Source organism: Umezawaea tangerina (assembly GCF_003002815.1).
In the GTDB taxonomy this organism is placed as follows: Bacteria; Actinomycetota; Actinomycetes; order Mycobacteriales; family Pseudonocardiaceae; genus Umezawaea; species Umezawaea tangerina.
This window is the reverse complement of sequence record NZ_PVTF01000001.1, coordinates 385,782-408,808: the sequence shown is the minus strand read 5'-3', so window position 1 is coordinate 408,808 and position 23,027 is coordinate 385,782. Positions and strand designations below refer to the sequence as shown.

The 23,027-nt window shown below is 71.7% G+C and carries 20 protein-coding genes and 1 tRNA gene; 10 read left to right on the top strand and 11 right to left on the bottom strand.

What is annotated here, in order from left to right:
* Nucleotides 1-19 precede the first annotated feature (19 nt).
* The gene (locus tag CLV43_RS01915) at nt 20-688 is read right to left on the bottom strand and encodes a hypothetical protein (RefSeq protein WP_106185194.1); all 669 of its coding nucleotides are present in this window, start codon (nt 686-688) and stop codon (nt 20-22) included.
* A gap of 89 nt (nt 689-777) precedes the next feature.
* On the opposite strand from CLV43_RS01915, the gene CLV43_RS01910 reads away from it, so the two are divergent.
* Nucleotides 778-1,431 (top strand): GOLPH3/VPS74 family protein, encoded by a 654-nt coding sequence (locus tag CLV43_RS01910; protein ID WP_106185193.1) that lies wholly within the window; start codon nt 778-780, stop codon nt 1,429-1,431.
* A 45-nt stretch (nt 1,432-1,476) separates the two neighbouring features.
* Here the strand turns inward: CLV43_RS01910 and CLV43_RS01905 are convergent, their stop codons facing one another.
* The gene (locus CLV43_RS01905) at nt 1,477-3,957 is read right to left on the bottom strand and encodes an endonuclease/exonuclease/phosphatase family protein (RefSeq protein WP_106185192.1); all 2,481 of its coding nucleotides are present in this window, start codon (nt 3,955-3,957) and stop codon (nt 1,477-1,479) included.
* Nucleotides 3,958-4,352: 395 nt separating this feature from the next.
* Here CLV43_RS01905 and CLV43_RS01900 point away from each other — a divergent pair, with 395 nt between their 5' ends.
* Entirely contained in the window at nt 4,353-5,462 is a 1,110-nt protein-coding gene (locus tag CLV43_RS01900; RefSeq protein WP_245886065.1) for a cytochrome P450 family protein, read from the top strand.
* Here the strand turns inward: CLV43_RS01900 and CLV43_RS01895 are convergent.
* The 5 genes from CLV43_RS01895 to CLV43_RS01870 all read right to left on the bottom strand — a co-directional run bounded on the left by CLV43_RS01895 (nt 5,459) and on the right by CLV43_RS01870 (nt 8,624).
* Entirely contained in the window at nt 5,459-6,388 is a 930-nt protein-coding gene (locus tag CLV43_RS01895; protein WP_106185190.1) for an alpha/beta fold hydrolase, read from the bottom strand. The two genes, CLV43_RS01900 and CLV43_RS01895, sit on opposite strands and share 4 nt — an antisense overlap.
* 827 nt (nt 6,389-7,215) lie before the next feature.
* Nucleotides 7,216-7,300, bottom strand: a tRNA-Ser gene (locus CLV43_RS01885).
* A gap of 122 nt (nt 7,301-7,422) precedes the next feature.
* Nucleotides 7,423-7,629: a CsbD family protein gene (locus CLV43_RS01880; protein WP_106185188.1), complete on the bottom strand. Its 207-nt coding sequence runs from the start codon at nt 7,627-7,629 to the stop codon at nt 7,423-7,425.
* 45 nt (nt 7,630-7,674) lie between these two features.
* Nucleotides 7,675-8,118, bottom strand: coding sequence for a nucleoside deaminase (locus CLV43_RS01875; RefSeq protein ID WP_106185917.1), 444 nt, complete (start codon nt 8,116-8,118; stop codon nt 7,675-7,677).
* A 17-nt stretch (nt 8,119-8,135) separates the two neighbouring features.
* Nucleotides 8,136-8,624, bottom strand: coding sequence for a tRNA adenosine deaminase-associated protein (locus CLV43_RS01870; protein WP_106185187.1), 489 nt, complete (start codon nt 8,622-8,624; stop codon nt 8,136-8,138).
* An 89-nt stretch (nt 8,625-8,713) separates the two neighbouring features.
* On the opposite strand from CLV43_RS01870, the gene CLV43_RS01865 reads away from it, so the two are divergent.
* The 5 genes from CLV43_RS01865 to CLV43_RS01845 all read left to right on the top strand — a co-directional run bounded on the left by CLV43_RS01865 (nt 8,714) and on the right by CLV43_RS01845 (nt 16,049).
* A complete protein-coding gene (locus tag CLV43_RS01865; protein ID WP_106185186.1) occupies nt 8,714-9,937 on the top strand; it encodes a M20 metallopeptidase family protein in 1,224 nt (407 codons plus the stop codon).
* A 119-nt stretch (nt 9,938-10,056) separates the two neighbouring features.
* A complete protein-coding gene (locus CLV43_RS01860) occupies nt 10,057-11,034 on the top strand; it encodes a prephenate dehydrogenase (protein ID WP_170155667.1) in 978 nt (325 codons plus the stop codon).
* Between the two features lie 10 nt (nt 11,035-11,044).
* On the top strand, nt 11,045-12,865 hold the full coding sequence (locus CLV43_RS01855) for a fibronectin type III domain-containing protein (RefSeq protein WP_146174613.1): 1,821 nt from the start codon (nt 11,045-11,047) through the stop codon (nt 12,863-12,865).
* Nucleotides 12,866-12,920: 55 nt separating this feature from the next.
* Nucleotides 12,921-14,822 carry a hypothetical protein gene (locus CLV43_RS01850; RefSeq protein ID WP_146174612.1) on the top strand — a complete coding sequence of 634 codons (1,902 nt, stop codon included), beginning with the start codon at nt 12,921-12,923 and terminating at the stop codon, nt 14,820-14,822.
* A 39-nt stretch (nt 14,823-14,861) separates the two neighbouring features.
* On the top strand, nt 14,862-16,049 hold the full coding sequence (locus CLV43_RS01845) for a thiolase family protein (protein ID WP_106185182.1): 1,188 nt from the start codon (nt 14,862-14,864) through the stop codon (nt 16,047-16,049).
* Between the two features lie 465 nt (nt 16,050-16,514).
* Here CLV43_RS01845 and CLV43_RS01840 read toward each other — a convergent pair whose 3' ends face one another.
* A complete protein-coding gene (locus CLV43_RS01840; protein WP_245886064.1) occupies nt 16,515-17,075 on the bottom strand; it encodes a putative glycolipid-binding domain-containing protein in 561 nt (186 codons plus the stop codon).
* 77 nt (nt 17,076-17,152) lie between these two features.
* Nucleotides 17,153-17,326 (bottom strand): antitoxin, encoded by a 174-nt coding sequence (locus CLV43_RS01835; protein ID WP_106185180.1) that lies wholly within the window; start codon nt 17,324-17,326, stop codon nt 17,153-17,155.
* Nucleotides 17,327-17,539: 213 nt separating this feature from the next.
* Here CLV43_RS01835 and CLV43_RS49950 point away from each other — a divergent pair, with 213 nt between their 5' ends.
* Both CLV43_RS49950 and CLV43_RS49945 read left to right on the top strand, forming a co-directional pair.
* A complete protein-coding gene (locus tag CLV43_RS49950; RefSeq protein ID WP_170155666.1) occupies nt 17,540-18,082 on the top strand; it encodes a BNR-4 repeat-containing protein in 543 nt (180 codons plus the stop codon).
* Between the two features lie 4 nt (nt 18,083-18,086).
* Nucleotides 18,087-18,860 (top strand): hypothetical protein, encoded by a 774-nt coding sequence (locus CLV43_RS49945; RefSeq protein WP_106185178.1) that lies wholly within the window; start codon nt 18,087-18,089, stop codon nt 18,858-18,860.
* A gap of 57 nt (nt 18,861-18,917) precedes the next feature.
* Here CLV43_RS49945 and CLV43_RS01820 read toward each other — a convergent pair whose 3' ends face one another.
* Both CLV43_RS01820 and CLV43_RS01815 read right to left on the bottom strand, forming a co-directional pair.
* Nucleotides 18,918-20,159 (bottom strand): thioester domain-containing protein, encoded by a 1,242-nt coding sequence (locus CLV43_RS01820; RefSeq protein ID WP_106185177.1) that lies wholly within the window; start codon nt 20,157-20,159, stop codon nt 18,918-18,920.
* Between the two features lie 732 nt (nt 20,160-20,891).
* Complete coding sequence (locus CLV43_RS01815) at nt 20,892-22,124, bottom strand: DNA cytosine methyltransferase (RefSeq protein ID WP_245886063.1); 1,233 nt, start codon at nt 22,122-22,124, stop codon at nt 20,892-20,894.
* Between the two features lie 96 nt (nt 22,125-22,220).
* On the opposite strand from CLV43_RS01815, the gene CLV43_RS01810 reads away from it, so the two are divergent.
* Nucleotides 22,221-23,027 carry a hypothetical protein gene (locus CLV43_RS01810; RefSeq protein WP_106185176.1) on the top strand — a complete coding sequence of 269 codons (807 nt, stop codon included), beginning with the start codon at nt 22,221-22,223 and terminating at the stop codon, nt 23,025-23,027.

Sequence of the window (23,027 nt, the reverse complement as noted above, 5' to 3'; positions counted from 1 at the left end):
GCGTTGCTGCGTTCGGGGGTCATCGGCGCGGCGGGTACCGGTCCAGGTAGTCGCGTTCGGCGGGCTCCAGGTCGCGGCCGCCGTCGGTGAGCACCTCGTGCAGCCGGTTCTCGATCCAGAAGCGGTAGGCGAACTGCTCGAACGACGGCGCGCACCACGACACCTCGGCGGCCAGCTCCTCCGCGGACAGCTCGGGCAGCGGTTCCCAGCTGTCGTCCTCGAACGGGTGGTCCAGGTGGTAGGCCAGCTCGTGGGAGTGCACGACGAAGGCGTCCTGGCCGGGCCGCAGGTAGAGGTACCAGATGACGCAGTCCTGCTGGTCGCGCAGGAAGCGCAGGAGGTGGGCGCCCGGTTCGAACGGGCTCGGCATGAGGTCGGAGAGGTCGCCCCAGCAGCAGGACACCCCGTCCAGCGCGACGCGGATCCTCGACCTGCTCTGGTAGGTCAGGAAGTCGGCGGGCAGCGGGACGCCCGCGGCCGCCGCGGCCCGTTCGACCTCGCGCAACGCGGCCGTGAACTTGTCGTCCACCGGCTCGCCGAGGTCGCCGAACCACTCGAACGCCCCGGTGAACGCCAGGTGGTCCAACGACGGGACGCCGCTGTACGGGAAGCGCCCGTAGGTGTCCTCGCACGGGCGGTGCTCGCCGAGGGCGGAGGCGGCCCACACGGCGGGGAACTCCACGGTCATCGGGGCATTCTGGCCGGGACCGCGGGGGCGGGTCCGGCACTCGCCGATCCGGGGTTCGGGAAGCCGTGGTCTGCGCTAGCGTCGAGGTCATGCCTACTCTCGCCGAGGACCTGCTGCTGCTCCTGCTGGACGACGACTCCGGCAAGCTGATCACGGACGGCACCTCCACCGACCACGCGCTCGCGGGTGCGGTGCTGGTGGACCTGGTCGCCGCCGGACGGGTCGCGGAGGACGGCGGGAAGCTGCACGTGATGGACACCGCCTCGCTCGACGAGCCGGTGCTGGAGGCGGGCCTGGCGCGGTTGGCGGAGAAGGCCCCCGCGAAGCCGCAGCGGGCCGTCGAGGCGTTGACCAAGCACGTGCGGGAGGCCGTGCTGGAGGCGCTGACCGGGCGCGGGCTCATCAAGCAGGAGAAGGACAAGGTGCTCGGGCTGTTCCCGCGCAAGACGTGGCCCGCGGTCGACTCGGCGCACGAGGACTCCGTGCGGGCGGAGCTGACCGCGGCGCTCGTGGGCGGTCAGCAGCCGAGCGAGCGGGCCGGGACGTTGATCGCGCTCCTGCACGCCATCGGCGTGGTGCCGAAGGTCGTGGAGGGCGACAAGAAGGCGCTCAAGGCGCGCGCCAAGGAGATCAGCGAGGGCGACTGGGTGGGCGTGGCCGTGAAGAAGGCCGTGCAGGCGATCCAGGCCGCCGTCACCGCCGCCGTCGTCGTGGCGTCCTCCTCGGGCTCCAGCGGCTCCTGAGGACGCGGACGGGGCCCGCCGGAGCGGGCCCCGTCCCCCGGAACGTCAGACCTGGCGCTGGAGGTGCTCCAGCAGGTCCTCGACCAGGAACAGGATCTCGTCGGCGAGCGCGCTGCCCGTGCTGGGCCGCACCTTCACCACCTGCGGGTCGTGGTCGCTCGCCTGGTCGGCGAACTCCGCGTTGATGTGGACGACGTCGTAGCCGAAGCGCTTGACGTTCTTGCTCAGGAAGATGTGGTCGAGCACCTGGGCGTTGCCCTCGAACACGTAGCTGTAGCGCTCAGCGGGCGGCAGGGTGCCGATGAGGTCCACGACGGCCCCGCCCGCGGTCAGCTTCTGCACCGCGGGTGAGAACTGGTAGTCGTTGATGTCACCGGCGAGCACGATGTTCGCGCCCTTGTCGATCGCCTGCACCTGGTCCACGAACGCGCGCAGCACCGCGGCCTGCTGCTGCCGCTGCACCTCGGAGCTGCGGGCGGGCGGCTGGAAGCGGCCGTGCATCGCCTGGTCGCCGCCCTTGGAGTTGAAGTGGTTGGCGACCACGAACACGGTGCGACCGCGGAAGGTGAACTGGCCCGCGAGCGGCTTGCGGCTGCTCGCCCACGCCGGGTTCGCCGGGTCGACGCGACCGGGCGAGACCGACAGCGCGGCCCGGCCCTTGTCCTTCACGACCGCGACCGGGGTGGTCGTGTCGCCGCCGGGCTTGTCCACGAACGACACCCGCGCCGGGTTGAACAGGAACGCGACCCGGATGTTGCCGCCCGGCTCACCGCCGTCGGTCTTGTTGCCGGGGTTGATGGACCGCGACTGGTAGCGCGGGCCGCCCGCCGCGGCGATGGCGTCGACGAACTTCGCCAGCGTCACGTCGGCCGCGACCGTGCCGTCGTCGGTGGCGCCGTTGTTGTCCTGGATCTCCTCCAGCACCACGACGTCCGGGCTCTTCAGGTTGGTCACGACCGCGCCCGCGAGCCGGTCGAACTTGGCCTGCGGGTTGGTCGGGGCCAGGTTCTCCACGTTGTAGGTGGCGACCGACAGCTCGCTCTGCTTCTGCGAGCCGGTCACCTCCGGCTTGATGCCACCGGAGGTGTAGGTGCCCAGCGAGGTGGTCGCCAGCGTGTAGCCGCCGAAGTTCGTGTACTCCAGCGCGCCCACGGTCGCACCCTTGAGCACGTCGCCGGTGTTGGCCGTCGGCAGCGCCGCGCTGCCCGCCTTGACCTTCAGCCGACCGCTGTTGGGCTGGTCGTAGCCGGTGTACACGGTGCCGCCGCGGACCGCCGGGTTCTGCAGGGGCTTGGTGGTGATCCAGCCCTCGCCGAACTCGTTGGTCGGACCGGTGAAGCGGACGTCGTCGACCTGGACGAGCTGGCCCTCGCGGGACTCCAGGAAGTCGAGCGCGTACTTGGCCGGCTCCAGGGGGATGGTCTCGATGGTCGCGCCGCCGGCGTCCGGGGCATAGGCCTCGGGGATCGACGTAGCGGTGATCACCTCGGGAGCGGGGACCGGGTTGCCCTGCGACACGACGGAGATCCTCGTGGGCGTGGCGATCTCGGTCAGGGTCTGGTTGGTGCCGGTGTCGCCACCGGGCCGGTACTCGGCCACGGTGCCGTTGACCAGCACGGAGTCGCCCGGCACGACGGTGAACGGGACGGCGTTGGTGTAGACGAAGACGCCCTCGCTGGTGCGCGGGTCGGCGTCGGCCTGCGCGTCCTGGATCCAGAACCCGCGGTCGCCGGACGTGCGGGTGCCGGTCACGACGCCGGGCACGCCCACGACCTGCTGGCCGAGCAGCGGTGACACCCGGCCGGGGCCCTGGATGTCGTGGATCCGCTTGTCACCCGGCACGGGGTCCGGATCCGGGTCGGGATCGGGGGTGCCACCACCGGGCGTCTGGCCCTTGCTGTTGACCGGCGTGGGCGCGCCGACGGTGAAGTCGGCGGCGTTGTCGTCGGTGTCGGCCAGCGCGGCACCGCGGGCCGCGGAGGTCGTGTTGGCCGGCGTGGCGGTCGGCGCTCCCTCGCGGACGACGGTCGCGGAGCCGTAGCCGACCAGGTCCTTCACGCGGGTGTCGGCGGCGCAGTCCGCGGCGGTCTTGCAGGTCAGCGCGGTGGTGCCGGAGACGAGCGCGACCGTGCCACCGCCCGCGGCCATGGCGATCGTGCCGGTGGCGTCGGTCGTCGGCAGCTCGACCGTGCCGCCGGTCCCCTTCGCCTCGCCGACCAGGTAGCGACCGCCCGCGGCCACCGAGCCCGCCAGCGGGGTGAGCTGCCACGTGCTGGCCGCGCTGGCGCTCGCGGGCAGGTACTGCACGCTCCAGCCGTCCAGGGAGACCGGCGCGGTGCCCTTGTTGGCCAGCTCGACGAAGTCCTGGGTGAGCGTCGCGCCGGAGTTGCCCCCACCGCCGTACACCTCGGCGATGAGCGCGTCCGGGCTCGGCACGGCGTTCGCGGTCACCGGCAGCGCCACGGCCAGCGTCACGGCGGTGGCGGCGGTGACCGCCAGTCCGACGCGGGGCAGTGATGGTCTCAAAACGTCCTCCGGATGTTGGCGGGTCCGCAGATCCTCCCCGGATCGAGTGAACGAAGGAAGGTGCAGTAACTAACGGTTAACCCGCCGATCGGGAGGTTGACATCTTCGGTAACGAACAGCCGGCACGCGTGGATAGGTATGGTCACCTCACGCTTCGCGGTCCGCGTCGCAACCAAAAGGTGACAGGATCACTCGAACGTGTGTTCGAAGATGCGCTAGGCTGATCTCGAGGGTGCGAGCCGGTGGCCCTCCCAGCGCCGGCACCACACAGCGGATCAAGGACGAGGCGCCTGCGACCTGACGAGGTGGCAGGCGCCTCGTGCTGTGCGCACCCCCGTAGTGGACCTATCGCCCGCCTCCCGATCACGGGAACATCGGTCCTTGGGGGGATGCGGATGTTCTTCAGCGAGCAGTACTACGCCGACCCGCACCCGGTGCTCGCCCGCTCGCGGGCGAGGGCACCGGTCGAGCGGGTCACCGATCCCGGCGGGCGGGAGATCTGGGTCGTCACCGGGTACGCGGAGGCGAGGGCCGCGCTGGCCGACCCCCGGCTGCGCAAGCGCTCCACACCGCCGGGCGAGCAGCCCCTGGCCCACATGCTCAACAGCGATGGCGCCGAGCACGCCCGGTTGCGCAAGCCGTTGACCAGGACGTTCACCGCTCGCCGGGTCGAGGGGCTGCGATCGGGGATCGAAGCCACCACCGACCGGCTGCTGGAGTCGATGACCGGCGAGGTCGACCTGGTCGCGGCCCTCGCGCTGCCGCTGCCGTTCCTGGTGATCTGCGAGCTGCTCGGCGTCCCCGAGGCCGACCGGGACGTGCTCGGGGCGTGGGGCGCGGTGCTGTCGACCGACAGCCACGACCAGGAGTTCGAGGCCGCGTCCCGCGAGATGACCGCCTACTTCGGCGGGCTGGTCGAGACCAAGCGGACCGCCCCGGCCGACGACCTGCTGGGCGCGCTGGTGCACTCCGGGCTCGACGACGCCGAACTGGTGTCGACCGCGCTGCTGGTGCTGACCGCCGGGTACGAGACGACGGCGAACCTGATCTCCACCGGGGTGCTGGTGCTGCTGCGCCACCCGGAGGAGCTGGCGGCGCTGCGCGCGGACCGCTCCCGGCTGCCCGGCGCCGTGGAGGAGCTCCTGCGCTACGACGGCCCGCTGGTCACCGCCACCCCGCGGTTCACCGCCGAACCCGTGGAGATCGGCGGGGTGCCCATCCCCGAGCAAGGGGTCGTGCTCATCTCGCTCGCCGCGGCCGACCGCGACCCGGCCCGCTTCGGCCGCCCCGACGAGTTCGACCCGACCAGGCCCGGCGGCCACCTGGCGTTCGGCCACGGCGCCCACTTCTGCCTCGGCGCCCCGCTGGCCAGGCTGGAGGGCGAGATCGCGTTCGGGAAGCTGCTCGACCGCTTCCCGACGTGGGAGCTCACCGCCGAGGACCTGCGCTACCAGCACTCGCCGCTGTTCCGCGGCCTGCGCTCGCTGCCGGTGCGACTGGGCTAGCGGATGCCCTTGAGGACGTCGTCGATCGCGTCGGTGATGACGTCCGGCCGCTGGGTCACGATGTCCTCGTGCGAGGTGTTCTCGGCGACCACGTGCTTGCGGTTCGGCGCGGCCTGGGCGAAGCGGGCCTCGGCGTCGCGCCACAGCTGCGCCGCGTCGGGGCTGTCGAACGGGGTCCCGCCCGAGACGACCACGTTCACCGGCACGTCCTTGGGCCAGGTCAGCTTGTGGAAGGCGCGGTGGACGGGGGCGTAGTCGACCATCACGGCGAGCAGCTGGCGGTTCTTCTTGGTCGAGGGCTGGGCCATCAGCGCGGCCTTCTGCTCCTCGACGACCGGGGCGAACGCCGTCAGCATCTCGTCGGAGAAGAAGTCGGGCACGTTCGCGTCCACGAGGACCGCGCCGGAGACCCAGCCGGGGTTCTTGTTCACGAAGGTGGTGGCGACCTCACCCGCGATCGAGTGCGAGACCAGCACCACGTCCTTCGTGACCCCGAGCTCCTTGAGCCCGGCTTCCAGGTCCGACACCGCGTTCTCCACCCGCCACGGCCCCGACACCTCGTCGCTCTCGCCCTCCCCCGCGCGGTCGTAGGTGATGACCTTCGACCCGGTGGCCTTCGCCAGCCGCGGCGCCAGGTCCTTCCAGTACGACGAGCTCAGGCCGCCGCCCGCGTCCAGGACCAGTGCGGGCAGCTTGCCGTCGACGACGTGGAAGACCAGCTCGTGCTCGGCGTTCGTCACCTTGCGCGTCTGGAACTCGACGGGCGTGGACGTGCTCGACGAGGCCGCGGACGTGCTCGCGGGCGCGCTCGACGACGGGCTGCTCGCGGCGGTCGGGGTGGCGCACGCCGTGAGCGCGGCGGCCATGAGCACCGCGGAGGTGAGGGCGATCGCCTTGCGGCGCAGGGGAACGGGGTGTTTGACCATGTGCCAAACCTAGGAATTCGGTTTCCCGCAAACGATCCGGCCAACCAGCCGATCCGACCTGGGGCCAGCCCACCCCTACCGCTGGGGGCTGCCCCCAATCCGCTGTGGTGACCTCAGTTCCGACCGGCTGACCAGGGCTAGCGCGACCAGAACGCGAAGAGCCCCGCACCTCGTGAGGTGCGGGGCTCTTCGACTGAGCGGTGGCGGTGGGATTTGAACCCACGGAAGCTTTCACTTCACACACTTTCGCGGTCTGCCACTTGGCGTTCGTGGTGTTGCCACCGCCGTACGCACCTGAACTAAGACCCGAACTGAGCCCCTACGAAAGCGCCAAGTACCCGTTAAGGCCGACCCCCCGGCGTCAGGGGGAGACGTCAGGGGGTCACGGTGGCTTACGACGCTCACGACGAGTCCACCTCAAGTGTTCGAGGAGACGGATCGCATGTCTGCGACCCTGCTCATCGGCCCGCAACGACCAAACGATCACCACGAACTCGGTGAGCCACCTGAGCGCCACCACCACACCGACAACACCACTCACTTGCATGACCTCCGGAGTCATGGGCACCACCTCCCCCTCCATGGCGGTGGTGCCTGTCTGCAAGTCGAGCTGTGTAGTCGGTGTCCTGTGCCAGCATGGTCTGGAAATCCGCGGCGCAGCAAGGCTCCATTTGTCCTTGACTGCGACGTCAACAGGACACGTTGCACGTGCGCCGCAGTCGACTCTGGCCAAGGTGGAAGCTCAGTCTCGACCGGCTGACCAGGGCTAGTGCCACCGGAACGCGGAGAGCCCCGCACCTCGTGAGGTGCGGGGCTCTCCGACTGAGCGGTGGCGGTGGGATTTGAACCCACGGAAGCTTTCACTTCACACGCTTTCGAGGCGTGCTCCTTCGGCCGCTCGGACACGCCACCGCCGAGAACAATACAAGACGGGTGCCCGAGGACTGAAATCGGGGTGGTGTGGTGATCGAGAACCCCCGGCACGCGGCTGCCCCCGCGTCCCGGTGCGGGTCGCGGGGGCAGCGCGAAGGGCTCTAGCGGTTGAACTTGTCCTTGAGGTTGTCGACGCCGTCGACAGCCCTGTCGCGCGCGTCGTGACCGGCTTCCTTGGTGTGGCCCGCGACCTGGTCGGCCTGGCCCTCGACCTTGAGGCTCTGGTTGTCGGTGTGGTCGCCGATCTTCTCCTTGACCTCACCGATCAGCTGCTGCGCCTTGTCCTTCGCCTTGTCCACGATGCTCATGTCCTCCGGTTGCCCCGAACGGACCCGTGCGAACCGTGCGGAGGGTCACACGGCCCGGTGGTCGGCGAAGAAGTCGGCGAGCAGGGAGGCGCAGTCGTCCTCGAGAACGCCGCCGACGACCTCGGGGCGGTGGTTGAGGCGGCGGTCGCGGACGACGTCCCACAGCGAGCCGACGGCGCCGGTGCGGGGTTCCCAGGCGCCGAAGACGACCTTGTCGACGCGGGCGAGCACGAGGGCGCCCGCGCACATCGTGCACGGCTCGACGGTGACCGCCAGGGTGCAGCCGGACAGCCGCCAGCCGTCGCCGTGGGCGGCCGCGGCGGCGCGGAGGGCGAGCACCTCGGCGTGCGCGGTGGGGTCGCCGGTGGCCTCGCGGGCGTTGCACGCCGCCGCGAGCTCGGTGCCGTCCGGGCCGAACACGACCGCGCCTACGGGGATGTCACCGGTCGCCGAGGCCCGGCGGGCGACGGCGAGTGCGGCGCGGACCATGTCCTCGTGGTCGGCGGTCACGCCTGGATCTTGTCGAGCAGCTTGGTGAACTCCTGGTCGAACCCGCAGCGCTGCGCGATCATCTGCAGCTGCTCGTCCGGGTAGAGGTCCACCTCGTCCACGACGATCTGCATCTCGTGCTTCGGCATCCCGAGGTCGCTGAGCACGCCGAGGTCGCCCTCGGGCCACAGCTCCTCGTCCTCCTCGTCCGGCGGGTCGACCCGCAGCAGGTCGAGGACGTCCGCCGCGATGTCGTAGTCGAGGGCCGCGGCGGCGTCGGACAGCAGCAGCGACACCCCGCCGGGCACCGGTCGCAGGATGATGAAGAACTCGTCGTCGACGGCGAGCAGGCCGAAGGCCGCGCCTGTCGAGCGGAGTTGGCGCAGCTCGGTGATCGCCGCGTCCAGTTCGGACAGCGCGGAGCTGTCCATCGTGCTGCACCGCCAACGGCCGTCCTCCCGGACGACCGCGACAGCGAAGCCGTTGACCGGCTCCTGCTCTGCCATGGTGACACCGTAGGGGGCAGTCGACCGACCCGGTAGCACGGGGCCTCCAGGAGCAGCGCCGGGTGACCGTCCGATGTCAGTATCGACCCATGAGCACAACGCTGCCGCAGACCCAGGAACCGCGCTTCGCCGGCCTGCTCGAGGAGGCCCGCGCGCTGCAGCCGCGGACCACCGCGCTGCGCAGGACGATCCACCGCCACCCCGAGCAGGGCCTGGACCTGCCGGTCACCCAGGCCGCCGTGCTGGCCGAGCTGGCGGACCTGCCCCTCGCGGTCACGACCGGGCGGGGGCTCAGCTCGGTCGTCGCCGTCCTCGAAGGCGCCCGGCCGGGGCCGACCGTGCTGCTGCGCGGCGACATGGACGCGTTGCCGTTGCAGGAGGACACCGGTCTCGACTACGCCTCCGAGGTCGACGGCACGATGCACGCCTGCGGCCACGACACGCACGTGGCGATGCTCGCGTCGGCGGCCAGGCTGCTCAGCGCGCGCCGCGACGAGCTGGCGGGCCGGGTCGTGTTCATGTTCCAGCCGGGCGAGGAGGGCCAGCACGGCGCCAGGATCATGCTCGACGAGGGCCTGCTCGACGCCGCGGGCCCGCGCGTGGGGAAAGCGCTCGCCATCCACATCACGTCCACCCTGCGCTCCGGCGTCATCACCTGCCGTCCTGGCCCGATCATGGCGTCGGCGGACACCTTCCACGTCACCGTCACCGGCCGCGGCGGGCACGGCGGCATGCCGCACGACGCCATCGACCCCATCCCGCCGACCGCCGCGATGGTCGGCGCCCTGCAGACGATGGTAGCCAGGAAGATCAGCGTCCACGAGCCCGCGGTCGTCACCGTCGCCCACCTCAAGGCGGGCACCACCACCAACATCATCCCCGAGACGGCGCTGATGGAGGGCACCATCCGCACGCTGTCCGAGGCCACCAGGGCGTTGGTGCACAAGGAGATCCGCCAGGTCTGCGAGCACGTCGCCGCGGCCCACGGCTGCACCGCCGAGGTCACCGTCGTCCCCGGCTACCCGGTCACCGTGAACGACGACACCGTCGGCCCCCACGTCCTCGACCTCGCCACCGCCACCATCGGCCAGTCCTACTCCGAGCCCATGCTCGACCCGCTCATGGGCGCCGAGGACTTCTCCTACATCCTCAACCAGGTCCCCGGCGCCATGGCGTTCCTCGGCGCCTGCCCCCCGACCGTCGACCTCGCCACCGCCGAGGCCAACCACTCGAACCGCGTCCTGTTCGACGACACCGCCATGGAACACGGCGTGACCCTCTACGCCGCTTTCGCCCTGGACGCCCTGCGGTAGCCGCGGTCGCCGTCGGGGGACCCCCGAACCCGGCAGTTCCGGATCCCCGCACCGACAGGTCCGGGGCGTGAGCCGCCAAGATCGGTCGCTGCTCCGCTTTGCCGCCCCGCGCCGGCAGGATGGGCCCCGTGCCTGACCTGTGCGTGCTCGGACTGGGGTTGATCGGTGGCTCGGTGCTGCGCGCCGCCAAGGCGGCGGGCTGGACGGCGTGGGGGGCGACGAGGTCGTCGGACGACGTGACGGCGGCGAGAGCGGAGGGGTTCGACGCGGGCGGGGACCTGGACGTCGCGTTGGAGCGGGCGAGGGCGGCGGACGCGCTGGTGGTCGTCGCGGTGCCGCTGCCGGCGGTCGACGAGGTGCTCAGGCGGGTGGCGGCGGTCGTGCCCACGGCGAAGCTGACCGATGTGGTGAGCGTGAAGGGGCCGGTGCACGACGCGGTCCGACGGCTGGCGCCCCGGACCAGGTACGTGGGTGGGCATCCGATGGCGGGCACGTCCACGTCCGGGTGGGGCGCGGGGCGGGCGGACCTCTTCCGCGGTGCCGCCTGGGTGGTGGCGGTGGAGGACGACTCCGACATGGCCGTGCTGGCCGAGGTGGTCGCGTTCGCGCTGGCCGTCGAGGCGCACGTGGTCCCGGCGAGCACGGCCGAGCACGACGCCGCGGTCGGCCGGATCTCGCACCTGCCCCACGTCCTGGCCGCGGTGCTGGCGGCCGTGGGCGCCGACGGCGGGCCGCTGGCGCTGGCGCTGGCCGCGGGCTCGTTCACCGACGGCACGAGGGTCGCGGGCACCAGGCCCGAACTGACGCAGGCCATGTGCGAGGGCAACCGGACCGCGCTCCTGGACGCCGTGGACGACGCGCTGGGCCGCCTCGGCGCGGCCCGCGGGTCGCTGGCCTCGACCGGCGGCCTGGCCAAGACGATCGAGGCGGGGCACGCCGCGCGGAAGGCGCTGGACGCGCAGCGGTCGGCCGTGCGCACCGACGTGACGATCGACCTCGACTCCCCCGGCGCGCGGGACGCCTTGCGGGCCGTGGGCGCGCGGGGAGGCCGTATCGTTTCGCTGGACGGAGCGACCGCGCGCGCCCAGACCTCGTAATGTCGGCCCGGTGCAACGTCGCAGGTTGATCGCGCTCCTCGGTGGGCTCGCCGTGCTCGTGGGCGCGGTGTTCGTGCTGCGCAACGAGGCGTCGCCGCCCGCGCCGACGTCCACGGGCCCGGTCAGCCTCTCGCGGTTCGTCGACGACCGGGTGGAGTACCGCGAGGAGCGGCAGGCGCTGGCGGCGCCGTCGGACCTGAAGCTCACCTCGCTGGACGTCACGAGCCTGCGCGCGACGTGGACGCCGACGGTGGGCTACGGCTACGAGGTGCGCTGGTCGGACCAGGTCCGGCTGGTGCTCGTGCCGGAGACCGAGATCACCGGGCTGACCGCGAACGACGAGGTCACCATCGAGGTGCGGGCGGTCGACGCGGAGGGCCACCGGTCGGCGCCCGCGAGCATGAAGGCGGTGCCGCGGCTGCAGTACAACGAGGCGTGGGCCGACCACCTGGTGGCGCCGGTCGACCACTTCGACGGGCCCGCCGCGCTGTCGTCGCACCGGTGGCGCGCGCTCGGCGCGGACGACTGCCTCGGGCTGCGGTCGCTGCCGGGCGTGAAGCGGGTGGAGATCACCTGCGACAACGCCGAGCTCCAGTCGAACATGCAGCTGGTGCTGTCCGAGCCGAAGGACGACGGCGCGGTCGGCCGGGTCGTGCTCACCATGGACGGTCCCGGCACGGACCCGAACGGCCTCAACCAGGAGGTGTCGATCACGCTGCTGCCGGAGCCGTTCGACGACCTGCCGTGGCTGGGGATGTACGACAGCATGTCGGCGCCGACCCGGATCCCGCCCGGCGCGGTGATCATGCACGTCAACCCGTTCGGCGCGAGCTTCAGCCAGGGCGTCGACGTGCCGAGCACGTCGCGGGTCGTGCCGGTGAGCGGGCGGTCGATCGTGCCGTCCACCGGGGTGCGGCACCGCTGGGAGCTGCGGATCCTGCCGGACGCGCTGGTGGCGCTGCGCGACGGCGAGGTGATGGCGGCGGCACCGGCGGCCGTGCCGTGGAAGGTGGCGCGGGCCCGGCTGGCGTTCCGGGACGCGAAGGGCACCACGATCGACTCGTTCGGCGTCGGCGGCGCCGCGGAGAACCCGCAGTCCACGTCGATCATCACGTTGGGCCCGTCGTCGCGGGAGCCGTACGCCACGACGTTGGGCACCCTGTCGTCCGTGCAGTTCGGCAGGGCGGAGTCGCTGCGGGTCGTGGCGGGCGTGTACGGCAACAACGACGCGCGGGTGACCGTGCACCTCGGCGACCGGGAGGTGGTCGCGAAGCCGATGTTCCCCTGGGGCGCGGTCGGGCCGACCGTGTCGACGACGCTGTACGCGGACTTCCCGCTGCCCGACCCGGCCATCGGAGACAGCCCGAAGCTGCGGCTCACGTCGACCACCGACATCGACTCGGTGAGCGCGAGCGTCGTCCTGCGCGACAAGCCGGACGCGCCCCCGCGCAAGCTGCCGAAGCTCGCCGACCTGGGCCCGACCGTCCCGAAGGTCGCGACGCCGCGGCTGGGCGTCACGCACGAGTCGAACACCAGCCCGCCCACGCGGTTCCCCGAGGGCGGCAAGATCCGGCTCGTCGTCGAGCTGGTCGGCGACCACGACCACGTCATCGCGCCCACGGCCGGGATCGTCGTCGAGCTCGACGGCCAACCCCTGGTCACGCTGCCCACCACGGCAGGAGGCCCGTCCGCGGGCGGGCGGTACGAGTTCTGGCTGGACGCCACCGGGCTGAGCGCGGGCGCGCACAAGGTGTCCGCGCGGGTGCAGCCGGTCGACCCCGCGGTGCCCACCAGGGACACCCAGCAGTCGTTCGAGATCCGGACCGGTTGATCTCGGCTCGACAACGACTAGTGACCCCGCTCGGGAGTCCGCCTAGCTTGACGCCATGGACCGTCGTCGGATCGCCGTGGTGGCCGCCGGTCTCGTGCTGATCGGCGGGACGATCGCGGTCCTGCGGGGCACGGGGCTGACCGGCCCGTCGGTGACGACGACCCCGGTCCCACCTCCGCCGACGTCGTTGACGCAGTTCGCCGGACAGGGGGTCGTGCTGCCGTCGTCGACGGAGAAGCCGCAGGCTCCGGAACGCCTCGTGGTGCAGACCGGTCCGCAGCGGCTCCAGCTGCGCTGGACCGGCGGGTCACCGGGGTTCGAGGTGCGGTGGGGCAAGGACGACGCCCTCGACCACTCGGTGCTGGTGGCGCAGCCGCTCGCCCAGCTCAACGGCCTCGACGACGGCGTGAAGTACCGCGTCGAGGTCCGCTCGGTCGACCAGTTCGGCAGGCGCTCGGCGCCCACGGCCGGGTCCGGCACACCGGTCACCGACCGGTCCTCGGACGACAAGTACGCGCTGCTGGACCGGTTCGACCAGGCCAACGCCCCCGACCCGACCCGGTGGCGGCTGGCGACGCGGGAGAACTGCGCGCGCGCCACCCCCGGCCAGGGTGATGACGCCCGGCGGCTGGTGATCAGCAGCAACTGCGCCGCCGCGCCGGTGGCGCTGCGGTCGCGGACGCCGTTCGCGCTGGCCGACGCCGACGAGCTCGGCCGGTTCGTCGTGGAGACCGACGCTCCCGGCGTGGACGGCGAGCTGTTCCTCGACCTCGTGCCCGGCCCCGTCAGCACCGTGTCCGGTACCCCCGCCGAGCAGGTGTCCGACCGGGCCGTCGACGCCCCCGGCCTCCCTCCCGGCAGCGTCCGCGCCCGGATCGCCTCCAGCGCGGGCAGCACGACCGCGCAGGTGCTGGTCGCGCCGGGCACGCCGCGGATCGCGCCCACCGGCGAGCAGCCGCACCCGGTGCCCGCCGCGAAGCTGGGCATCAGCCAGCGCTGGGAGGTCGTGCTGCGCCGCGACGGCGTCCGCGTGCTGCGCGACGGCGCGCTCGTCGCGAAGGGCGAGGTGGCGCCGCAGTGGACCGAGGCGACCGCGCTGGTCTCCATCGTCGGCCCGTCCGGCGAACGCGTGCACGTGGACCTGGTCGGCTTCGTCGGCAAGCCCGCCGCGACCCCGCCGCTCGTGCCCCCACCGCCCATCCGGGCCGACCTCGGTGCCGCTCCCCCGACGACGACCGCGAACCCCAAGCTGGTGCCGGACGTGCTGGGCGGCAGACTGCGGATGACCATCGTGCACACCGACGGCTCCGGGGTCGCGCCCCAGTTCAACGCCCTGATCGGCAACTCGGTCACGGTGCCGCTGCGGCCCGCCGTGCCGGACACGGCGTGGCGCGCGGACAGCGGCTACCCCGTGGTCGCCGACCTGCCACCGGAGTCGCTGGCGCTCCTCGGCCCCGACGACCACCTCACCGTCAGCGTGCTGCCCCCGTCCCCGATGCGGATCCAGCTGTCCCACGTCGACCTCGAACTGGTGCCCCGACCCGGCGCGCCCACCGTCGCACCGCCGAGCACCCCGACGGAGGCGTTGAACGGCGTCGAGCTGGACCTGGCGCGGGTCAACGGGAAGGTGCTCGACGCGAGCGGCCAGCCCATCCCGGACGGCAAGCCGCTGCAACGGGGCAGGCTCGTGCTCGACGTCGTGCTGGACGGCCTGGAGGGCAGGCGGACCACCGCGCGCCTGCCGGGTCTGGCCGGGTTCACCGTCCGCCTCGACGGCGACGAGGTCGCGGGCGTCCCGACCACCGTCGACGGCCCCGCGGTCGCCGGTCAGTGGCGGCTCGCGCTCAACACCGGCTCGTTGTCCGCGGGTCCGCACATGATCGAGGTCAAGGCCTTCAGCACCGAGTCCTCCACCCGCCCGTCCTCGGCTTTCGTGTCGTTCTTCGTCGCCGAGTAGCGAAGCGCGGAACCGGGCGTTCCGGGGCAGGATGGACCCATGTCGCGAGCCCTGGTCCTCGACGTAGCCCGCACCCCGTTCGGCCGCTACCGGGGCGGGTTGTCCGGGGTCAGGGTGGACGACCTGGCCGCGTTGCCGATCGTCGAGCTGCTCCGCAGGCACCACGACCGCTTGGACCCGGCCAGCGTCGACGACGTCCTGCTCGGCAACACCAACGGCGCGGGCGAGGAGAACCGCAACGTCGCCCGCATGGCCGCCCTGCTCGCGGGCCTGCCCACCAGCGTCCCCGGCGCCACCGTCAACCGCCTCTGCGCCTCCGGCGGCGAGGCCGTCGTCCAGGCCGCCCGCGCCCTCTCCCTCGGCGACGCCGACCTCCTCATCGCCGGCGGCGTGGAGGGCATGACCCGCGCCCCCTTCGTGGTCCCGAAGTCCGACAAACCCTTCCCGGACCGCATGGAACCCGCCCCCACCGCCCTCGGCTGGCGCCTCGTCAACCCGCGGATGCCCACCGAGTGGACCGTTCCGCTGGGCAGGGCGGCCGAGGACGTCGCGGTCGAGCTGGGGATCACCCGCGACCGGATGGACGCCTTCGCACTCCGCTCGCACCGCCGCGCCGCCGCCGCTTGGGACGCGGGCGTCCACGACGGCTTCGCCTTCCCCGTCCAACTCCCCGACGGCTCCGCCCTCCGCCGCGACGAGTCCGTCCGCCCGGAGACCAGCACCGAACGCCTGCGCAAGCTCAAGTCCGCCTTCTCCTCCGACGGCCCCGTTACCGCGGGCAACTCCTCCCCCCTCAACGACGGCGCCGCAGCGGCTCTCATGGGCACCGACGACACCGCCACCCACCTCGGCCTGGACCCCTTGGCCGAGATCATCGGCAGCACCACCACCGCCACCGACCCCCGCCACTTCACCCTCGCCCCCATCACCGCCATCCGCAAACTCATGGCCCGCCGCAACTTCACCGCCTCGGACGTGGTCCTCTGGGAGATCAACGAGGCCTTCGCCGCCATGGCCCTCTCAGTCCTGCACCACCTACCCGAAATCGACCCCGAAAAGGTCAACGTCCACGGCGGCGCCATCGCCTACGGCCACCCCTTGGGCGCCTCCATGCCCCGCATCATCTTCGACCTCTGCCGCCACCTACGCGCCCGCGGCGGCGGCCTGGGCGTAGCAGCCGCATGCGTCGGCGTCGGCCAAGCCATGGCCATCGCCATCCGCGCCTGACCAGCAAACACCTACCCACCGACGCGAAGCGAGCACGCACGGACCGCCAATGGGCGAAGCCCGCCAGCGCGCATCCGGCGCGGAGCGCCTGGGGCCTTGTCGGCGCCAGCCGATGCCTTGTCCGACGGCGAAGCCGAGGATGCCGTGTCGAGCGCAGCTCGATGCTGGCGAAGCCAGACCTACCCCTGCCCCCGATACACAGCGCCCTCCTGCCCTGCCCTAGTTTGTCAAGACAGCTTTACCGTCTTGACAAACTAGGGCAGGGCATTGAGACAATTGCGCGCCGGGAGCCGGGCTTCGCGGGGGAGGGTGGGCACCCCGGAACACACACGGAGGCCAGGCTTCTCAGCGGCGGAAACCCCGGAACACACACGAGGACAGGGCTCAGCCACAAGCGCACCACAACCCAGGACCGGGCTTCACCAGTCGGTGGACACAACACACCCAACCGCCAAGCCCCAACCCTCAAATCCGGTGCGAGACCTCCGGGTAATCCAGCACGATCCCCGCCCCGTCCACCACGACATCCGCCGAGAACTCCCCCGAACTGAAGTTCACCACCGACGTCTCCTCCCCCACCGACACCGTCCGGTAGGTCTGCTCCACAACCCTCACCGACAGGTCCGGCAACGACACCCGCACCACCGGCAGCACGTGCTCCCCGGCTTCCCGGTGCAGTCCCAGCCGCCGGATGGGGATCGAGTTGAACAGCACGACGAACTGCACGTCCACGTCCATCGCGCCGTCGAACTCGGCGCGTTCGGATCCCTTGCCGCTGTCCACGAGCCAGGCGCCGTCGGCGGTCCGGCTCAGTGAGATCTGCTTCTCCTCTTCCACGGTGGCGCTGCGCAGCAGCAGCCGCTTCACCGTGCCCTCTTCGCCGACGCCGACCTCGAACGAGGCGCTGAAGGCCTCGTCGGGTCCTGCTGTGACGAGTCGTCCGGACGCGCGGAGGCGCCGCTGGTCGGACAGGAGCAGGCGGACCTGCTCGAGCCGGGGCTCCCGGTAGCCCTGCCAGGTCACCATCTCGGGACGGCGTGCGGACGCTGAGGGAGGGCGGGTCTCCCCCTGGGGGGCTACCCGCTCATCCGTGTTGAACGAGTTCACTGCCCACCCGGGAGGAAGTCCTTGGCCTTCTCGGCAACAGACTTGATCTGGTCGTCGTGCCCGAACTTGCCCGCCGCGAACTCGGCGGCCTTGTCGATGCCCTGGTCGACCTTCTCGTGGTTCTGCTCCAGAAGCTCGCTGGCCTTGTTCTTGATCTCATCGAAGTTCATGGTGCTCCTTCGCACTCCTGGGGAAGGGTACCGGAGCAGACCTCCGATCCCCCACTGCCAAACGGACGGCGGTCACGCTACGCCCGATGCCGAAGATCGGCCCGGTCAACTCTGGACGTCGCCCCCGTGTCGCGTGCGAGGATGACCGCGCCGCCGCCTGGTCGGCCGTATCACACGGCCATCACCAGGAGGAACGCACAGATGTTTCGGCTCATGCGCCTGATGGCGCCGCCGTTGCTGGCGCTCTCGGTCCTGACCGCTCCGGTGCACGCCACCCCGGAGAGGACCGTGAAGTTCACAACGGCCACCACGGCCACCTCGGTCGCGGCCCGCAGTGACCGCCGCCCCGTGGCGGGAGGGCTGTACGACCCCGTCGCGAAGAGGACCTTCGTGTCCTGGGCGGGGCGGTACGAGGACAACTACGCCCAGTCGTTCGACCACCGGTCCGGCACGTGGTCGTCGCCGGTCAAGTACGCCGACGGCGACTCCGACTCGCACAACTACCCCACGCTCGTGCAGGCCGGGGACGGGCACCTGCTCTCGTTCCGCGGCAGGCACAACGTCGAGCTGGTGCTCAACCGGTCACCGGAGGCGCACTCGTCGGAGGGCGTCTGGTCCGAGCGGGTGATCTCGACGGACGCGGCTACCTACCCGATGCCGTTCGTGCTGGCCGACGGCACGATCTTCGTCTTCTTCCGGGAGACCGCGCACGACCTGACGCCCTCGGTCCCGACCGACACCCGTCCCGTGCAGTAAGTACGTGGTGTCCAGGGACGACGGCGCGACCTGGCGGACCTCCGCGGAGCTGACCGGGAACCCGTTCGCCATCGGCTCCACCGACCGGGCGGACAACATGAACGAGGTCTACATCGGGCAGCTGCGGCAGGAGCCGGACGGCCGGGTGCGGATCGTCTACACGCTGGCGGGCGGCGGCCCCGAGGGGCACCTGCACGACCGCTACCACCGCAACGTCTACTACACCTGGTTCGACCCGCGGACCCTGCACTTCTCCTCCGCGGGCGGCCGTGACCTGGGCACGCAGGTCGACGACGCCGACCAGGAGCGGTACCTGAAGGTCGCCGAGACGCCGTTGGCGCTGCCGGGCGCGGTCAAGTCCCCGGACTACGTCCAGCTCGTCGGCACGGCGCTCGGCAGGCCGTTCGTGCTCTGGTTCGGCGGCGACGAGGCGGGTGGCCCGCTGCACGACAACCTGTCGTGGTGGAACGGGGTCCGCTGGCAGACCGAGGAGGTCGCGCGCGGGCTGCGGGTGCGCGAGATGGAGCCGCTGTCCCCGACCACGTGGCGGGTCTACGCGACCGAGGACGGCAAGCCGAACGTCACCACCTACCGGGTGGTGCCGGGTCGCACCTGGACGGCGGAGGCGGTCATCCCGACCGCGAAGCCGGTGCAGCGGGTGGAGCTGGTCGGGCACTTCCGCGACCCGGTCCGGGTGCTGCTGTCCGGCGCCTCCTCGGCCAGGGACGTGGCCGTCGCGGACGGCGACATCTCGGTGGCGGGCATCGCCCGCCGGTAGCACGACGACGCCCCCGTGAGCGGGTGCTCACGGGGGCGTCGGGGCGTGCGGGTCGGACTACTGCTGCGGGGTCGACTTGCGACGGCGCATCACCAGCAGCGCGCCGGCGCCACCGCCGACGAGCACGATGCCGATGACGAGCGGCACGAAGATCGACGCACCGGTGCTGGCGAGACCACCGGTCTCACCGCTGCTGCCACCGGCCGGGACGGGCTGGGTGGTCGTGGTGGGCGGCGTCTCCGACGGCGGCGCGGTCTCCGTGGTGGAGGTCGGCGGGGCCGACTCCGACGTGCTGGACGGCGGGGTCACCTCGCCCGCCTTCCAGGACGCGGTGCCCGGAGCCTTGAGGCTGACCTTCGACGGGGAGGCCACGATCAGGGACTGCGTCTGCAGCTGGTCGTTGCTGCTGACGAACAGGCGGCCCTGGGTGAGGGTGGCGTTCGCCTCGACGGAGAAGGAGGCCTTGCCGTCGGCGGCGTCGGCCGGGACCTTGACCCAGAACTCCTTGGTCTTGGTGCCCGCGTCCTTGACGGCGAAGGTGCCGCCCTGCGGGTCGGACAGCGTGTTGCCGTCCTTGTCCGCCAGCGTGACGCCCTGCGGCAGGTCGGCCTTGAGGACGACCTCACCCGCGGTGGTCGTGATGGTGAACGGGCCGATCAGGTCGCCGGGGGCACCGGTCTTGTCGGCCGGGTCGAGCGCCAGCGTCGGGGTCGGCTGCTCGACGTTGCCCTTGTTGGCGTCGCCGGTCAGGTACTCGTAGACGGCGAGGACGTCGCCCTTGGTGTCCTTGTCGTCGGACTTGACGACCTTGCCCTTGTCGAGCTTGGCGTCATCGCTGAAGTGCCAGATCGCCGCCTGGGTGGCCGCGATGGCTTCCTTCTCGCTGATGTCGTGGCCCTTGAGGGCGTCGACCTTCCCGAGGTCCTCCGCCTTCACCAGGGGGAAGCTGTTCTGCAGGATCCAGCTGACCTTGGCGGCGTTCTCCTTGAACTTCGTCTTCGGGTTGGGGTGCTTGTCCCACGCGACCTCCTTGAGCCCGTGACCGCCCTTGAGGGGGGTCGGGAGCTCGACGCAGTAGGACTGGACCTTGGTGTCGGTGTTGTCGATCTGGAGGCCGATGAGGCTCGTGGTCAGCGAGTTCCCGTTGCCCTCCAGGAAAACGCCGATGCCCTCCTGGTCCCATTCGCCCTTGGGCTTGACGTGGACCTCAGCCGAAGCCGGGATGGCCGAAGCCAGCAGGGCGATGGAGGCGCCGAGGACTGCCGCACCAACGCGCGACGCGCTCAACCGGGATGCCATGGATCTCCTTCAAGCTCTCTAACTAGCCCGAATCGGGTGAGAAAAGAAGTGGGATCTGTCGTCCAGCAGGGGCGCAGGACCCCCTATTCACGCGGATCCGACAGGAATCGGCGGAACACTATCCGATCGGGTTACCCCCGATCGAGTTCGGGTTACACGTCGTGCGTCGACAGCTACGAACAGCTACAACGCGAGTAAAACGTCCACAGTGGACGATCAAATGGCACCGGATGATCTCGTCCACGGTGCTGAACCCGTCCATGTTGCCAGACAGACCGCGTGGTCCATTCCGACGTTTCCCCAGGTCGAACGCTGTTATTGAGGATTCAACGGTTAAGGACTGACCGATCTGTGGTCACACTGTTACCGAACGGTGATCCTCGGGATCGGCGCACGGGCGGCGGATCCGCGTGATCCACCGCCCGCCCGCACCGCCGCAGCGAGCTCGTGGGTGGCGGGCGTGACCGTTCCGCTGGCGTCCGCCGAGGTCGAACCGGCGGCCCACCACCCGAACGAAGAACGGGGCCTCACCACCACGGTGCTGTCCACCGGTCGCGCACCGGGCCTCACCTTTGGTGCGTCACGACCGGACCGACGGGTGCACCGGCCCGCACGGCGGGACTCCCGTCGCGCGGCCCTGGTGCGGGCAATTCCACACAGGACGGCACCACCCGGCAACGGCAGGTCGCACTCTTCACCGGAACAGGGTCGGCTCGTCACCTGACCCGGTGATCAGGCGACGAGCTCGGCCCGTTCCGCGGGTCGGATGTCCCCCGCGCGCAGCGACGTGCCCGGCAGGCAGAACGCGGCGGCGTCGGGCTCCTGGCCGCCGAGGATCCACCGCACCAGGCCCGCGAGCTGGTAGGCGATCATCGGCGGCACGGCGTCGCCGATGTGCCGGTAGGCGTTGCCCAGGATGGACACGTCGAACCGGAACCGGCGCGGGAACCCCTGGAGCAGCGCCATCTCGCGCACGGTGCACAGCCGGTGCTGCTGCGGGTGCGCGTACCGGCCGTTGCCGACGTGCGCGCACTCGCGCTTGATCGTGCGGGCGGGCTCGTCCCACCACATGCGCCCGTAGACGTCCGGGTGCGACCCCCACCGGCCGGTCTCGATGATCTTGAGCTGGGCCGGGTTGAGCAGCGCGGCCGTCGCCTCGGACCCCACGAGGTCCGCCCACGAGCCGCCGTCCACCGGGATCGCGCGCATCCGGTGCAGCGTCCGGTCCTGGCGGAACGACGGCGACACGTGCGTCGGGTCCTTCGGGTGCGCGAACCCGGCGGGCACCGCGGGCAGCCGCGAGATGGCCCGGCGCACGGTGATCGCCGACGGCCGCACCTCCCAGCCGTCCCACATGTCCTCCAGGGTCCGCAGCGGCAGCCCGGCGTCGACCGCCACCACCAGCGCCCGCTCGCGCAGTTGCGGCAGGCCGAAGCGGGACAGCAGGTGCGACCCGGCCGCGACCCGGTAGCCGAGCTTCTCCAGCTCGTCGGCCAGGCCCTGGAGGTGGTGCCGCTGCCTGCCCTTGACCAGCTCGCGGGCGTTCTCCATCAGCACCACGCGAGGCCGCAGCTCGGCCGCGAACGCCGCCACCCTGCCCACCAGCGAGTTGCGCGGGTCGTCGCGCAGGTGGTTGGCCGCGGTCGTGCGGCTGAACCCCGAGCACGGCGGGCACGCCACCAGGACGTCCAGCTCACCGCGCCGCAGCCCCCAGGCCTCGCGCACCACCGCCGGGTCGACCGCGGCCAGGTCCAGCTCCAGCGGGTCGATGCCGATGTTCGCCCGGTAGGTGCCGTTGCAGCGCAACGACCCCAGCTTCGACGAGGGCTTGCCGATCTGGGCGTCGGCGGCGCCGACGACCGCGAAGTCGGGGTGGGCGTGGAAGCCGAGGCTCATCCCACCGGCTCCGGAGAACAGGTCCGCCACCCGGTAGGTGGCACCGCGGAGGGGTACGGGCGCCGGCACGAGCGTGATCGTACGGGCGGGTGTCACCCGTTGTCGCAGACGACCCGTCAGCCCGGCGACACCGCAGCGCACACGGCATCCCGTAGGTTCCCGGCTATGGAGCTGCCGCCCGCCTGGCAACGGCCGGATCCGTTGCGTGGTCTGGAAGCCGTGCCCTGGAACGACTTGTCGGACGGGCGCGGGACCGCGCGCGGGGTCGACGAGCTGCTGCGCCGGGTGACCGACGAGGACCCGGACGTCCGGGCGACCGCCCTCGACGGGCTCGTCGCCAGGCTCCTGCCCGAGGACACCGTGTCGGAGGCCAGCGCGTTCGCCGTGCCGTTCCTGGCCGAGCTGGGCGCGAACTACAAGGTCGCGCCGGACGCCCGCGACCGGGTGATCTTCCTGCTGGCCGCGCTGGCGCTGGCGGGGTGCGGGTTCACCGAGGACGGCAAGCGCACCTGGCGCCGGTGGAACGCGGTCGGCCGCGAGCTGCCCCGGCTGTCCCCGGACTGGGTCACCCAGACCCGTTACGCCGTCGCGAAAGCGGCGCCGAAGGTGTTCGAGTCGCTGAGCAACGCCGAGGTGGCGTGCGTGGTCGCGCTGGCGACCGCGGTGCCCGAGGTCGTGCCGACCCAGACCGCGCACGTGGTGTGGGGCATCGCACACGGCGCGAGCCGCCAGGCCTCCGCCGTGCTCGTCGACGCGGCCGCGGTCGCCCACCACCTCGTGCAGGGCCAGGAGTCCGACCACTGGGCGCTGCTGGGCGCCGCCCAGGACCACCCGGACCTGTTGCGCGCCTACGAGGACGAGGAGTTCCCGCCGAACCAGCCCGGCGACCTGACGATGGCGCTGATGGGCTACCGGTTGGCCTTCCGCGCCGCCTACGGCGAGGAGAGCGCGGAAGGCCAACCGGGGTACTAG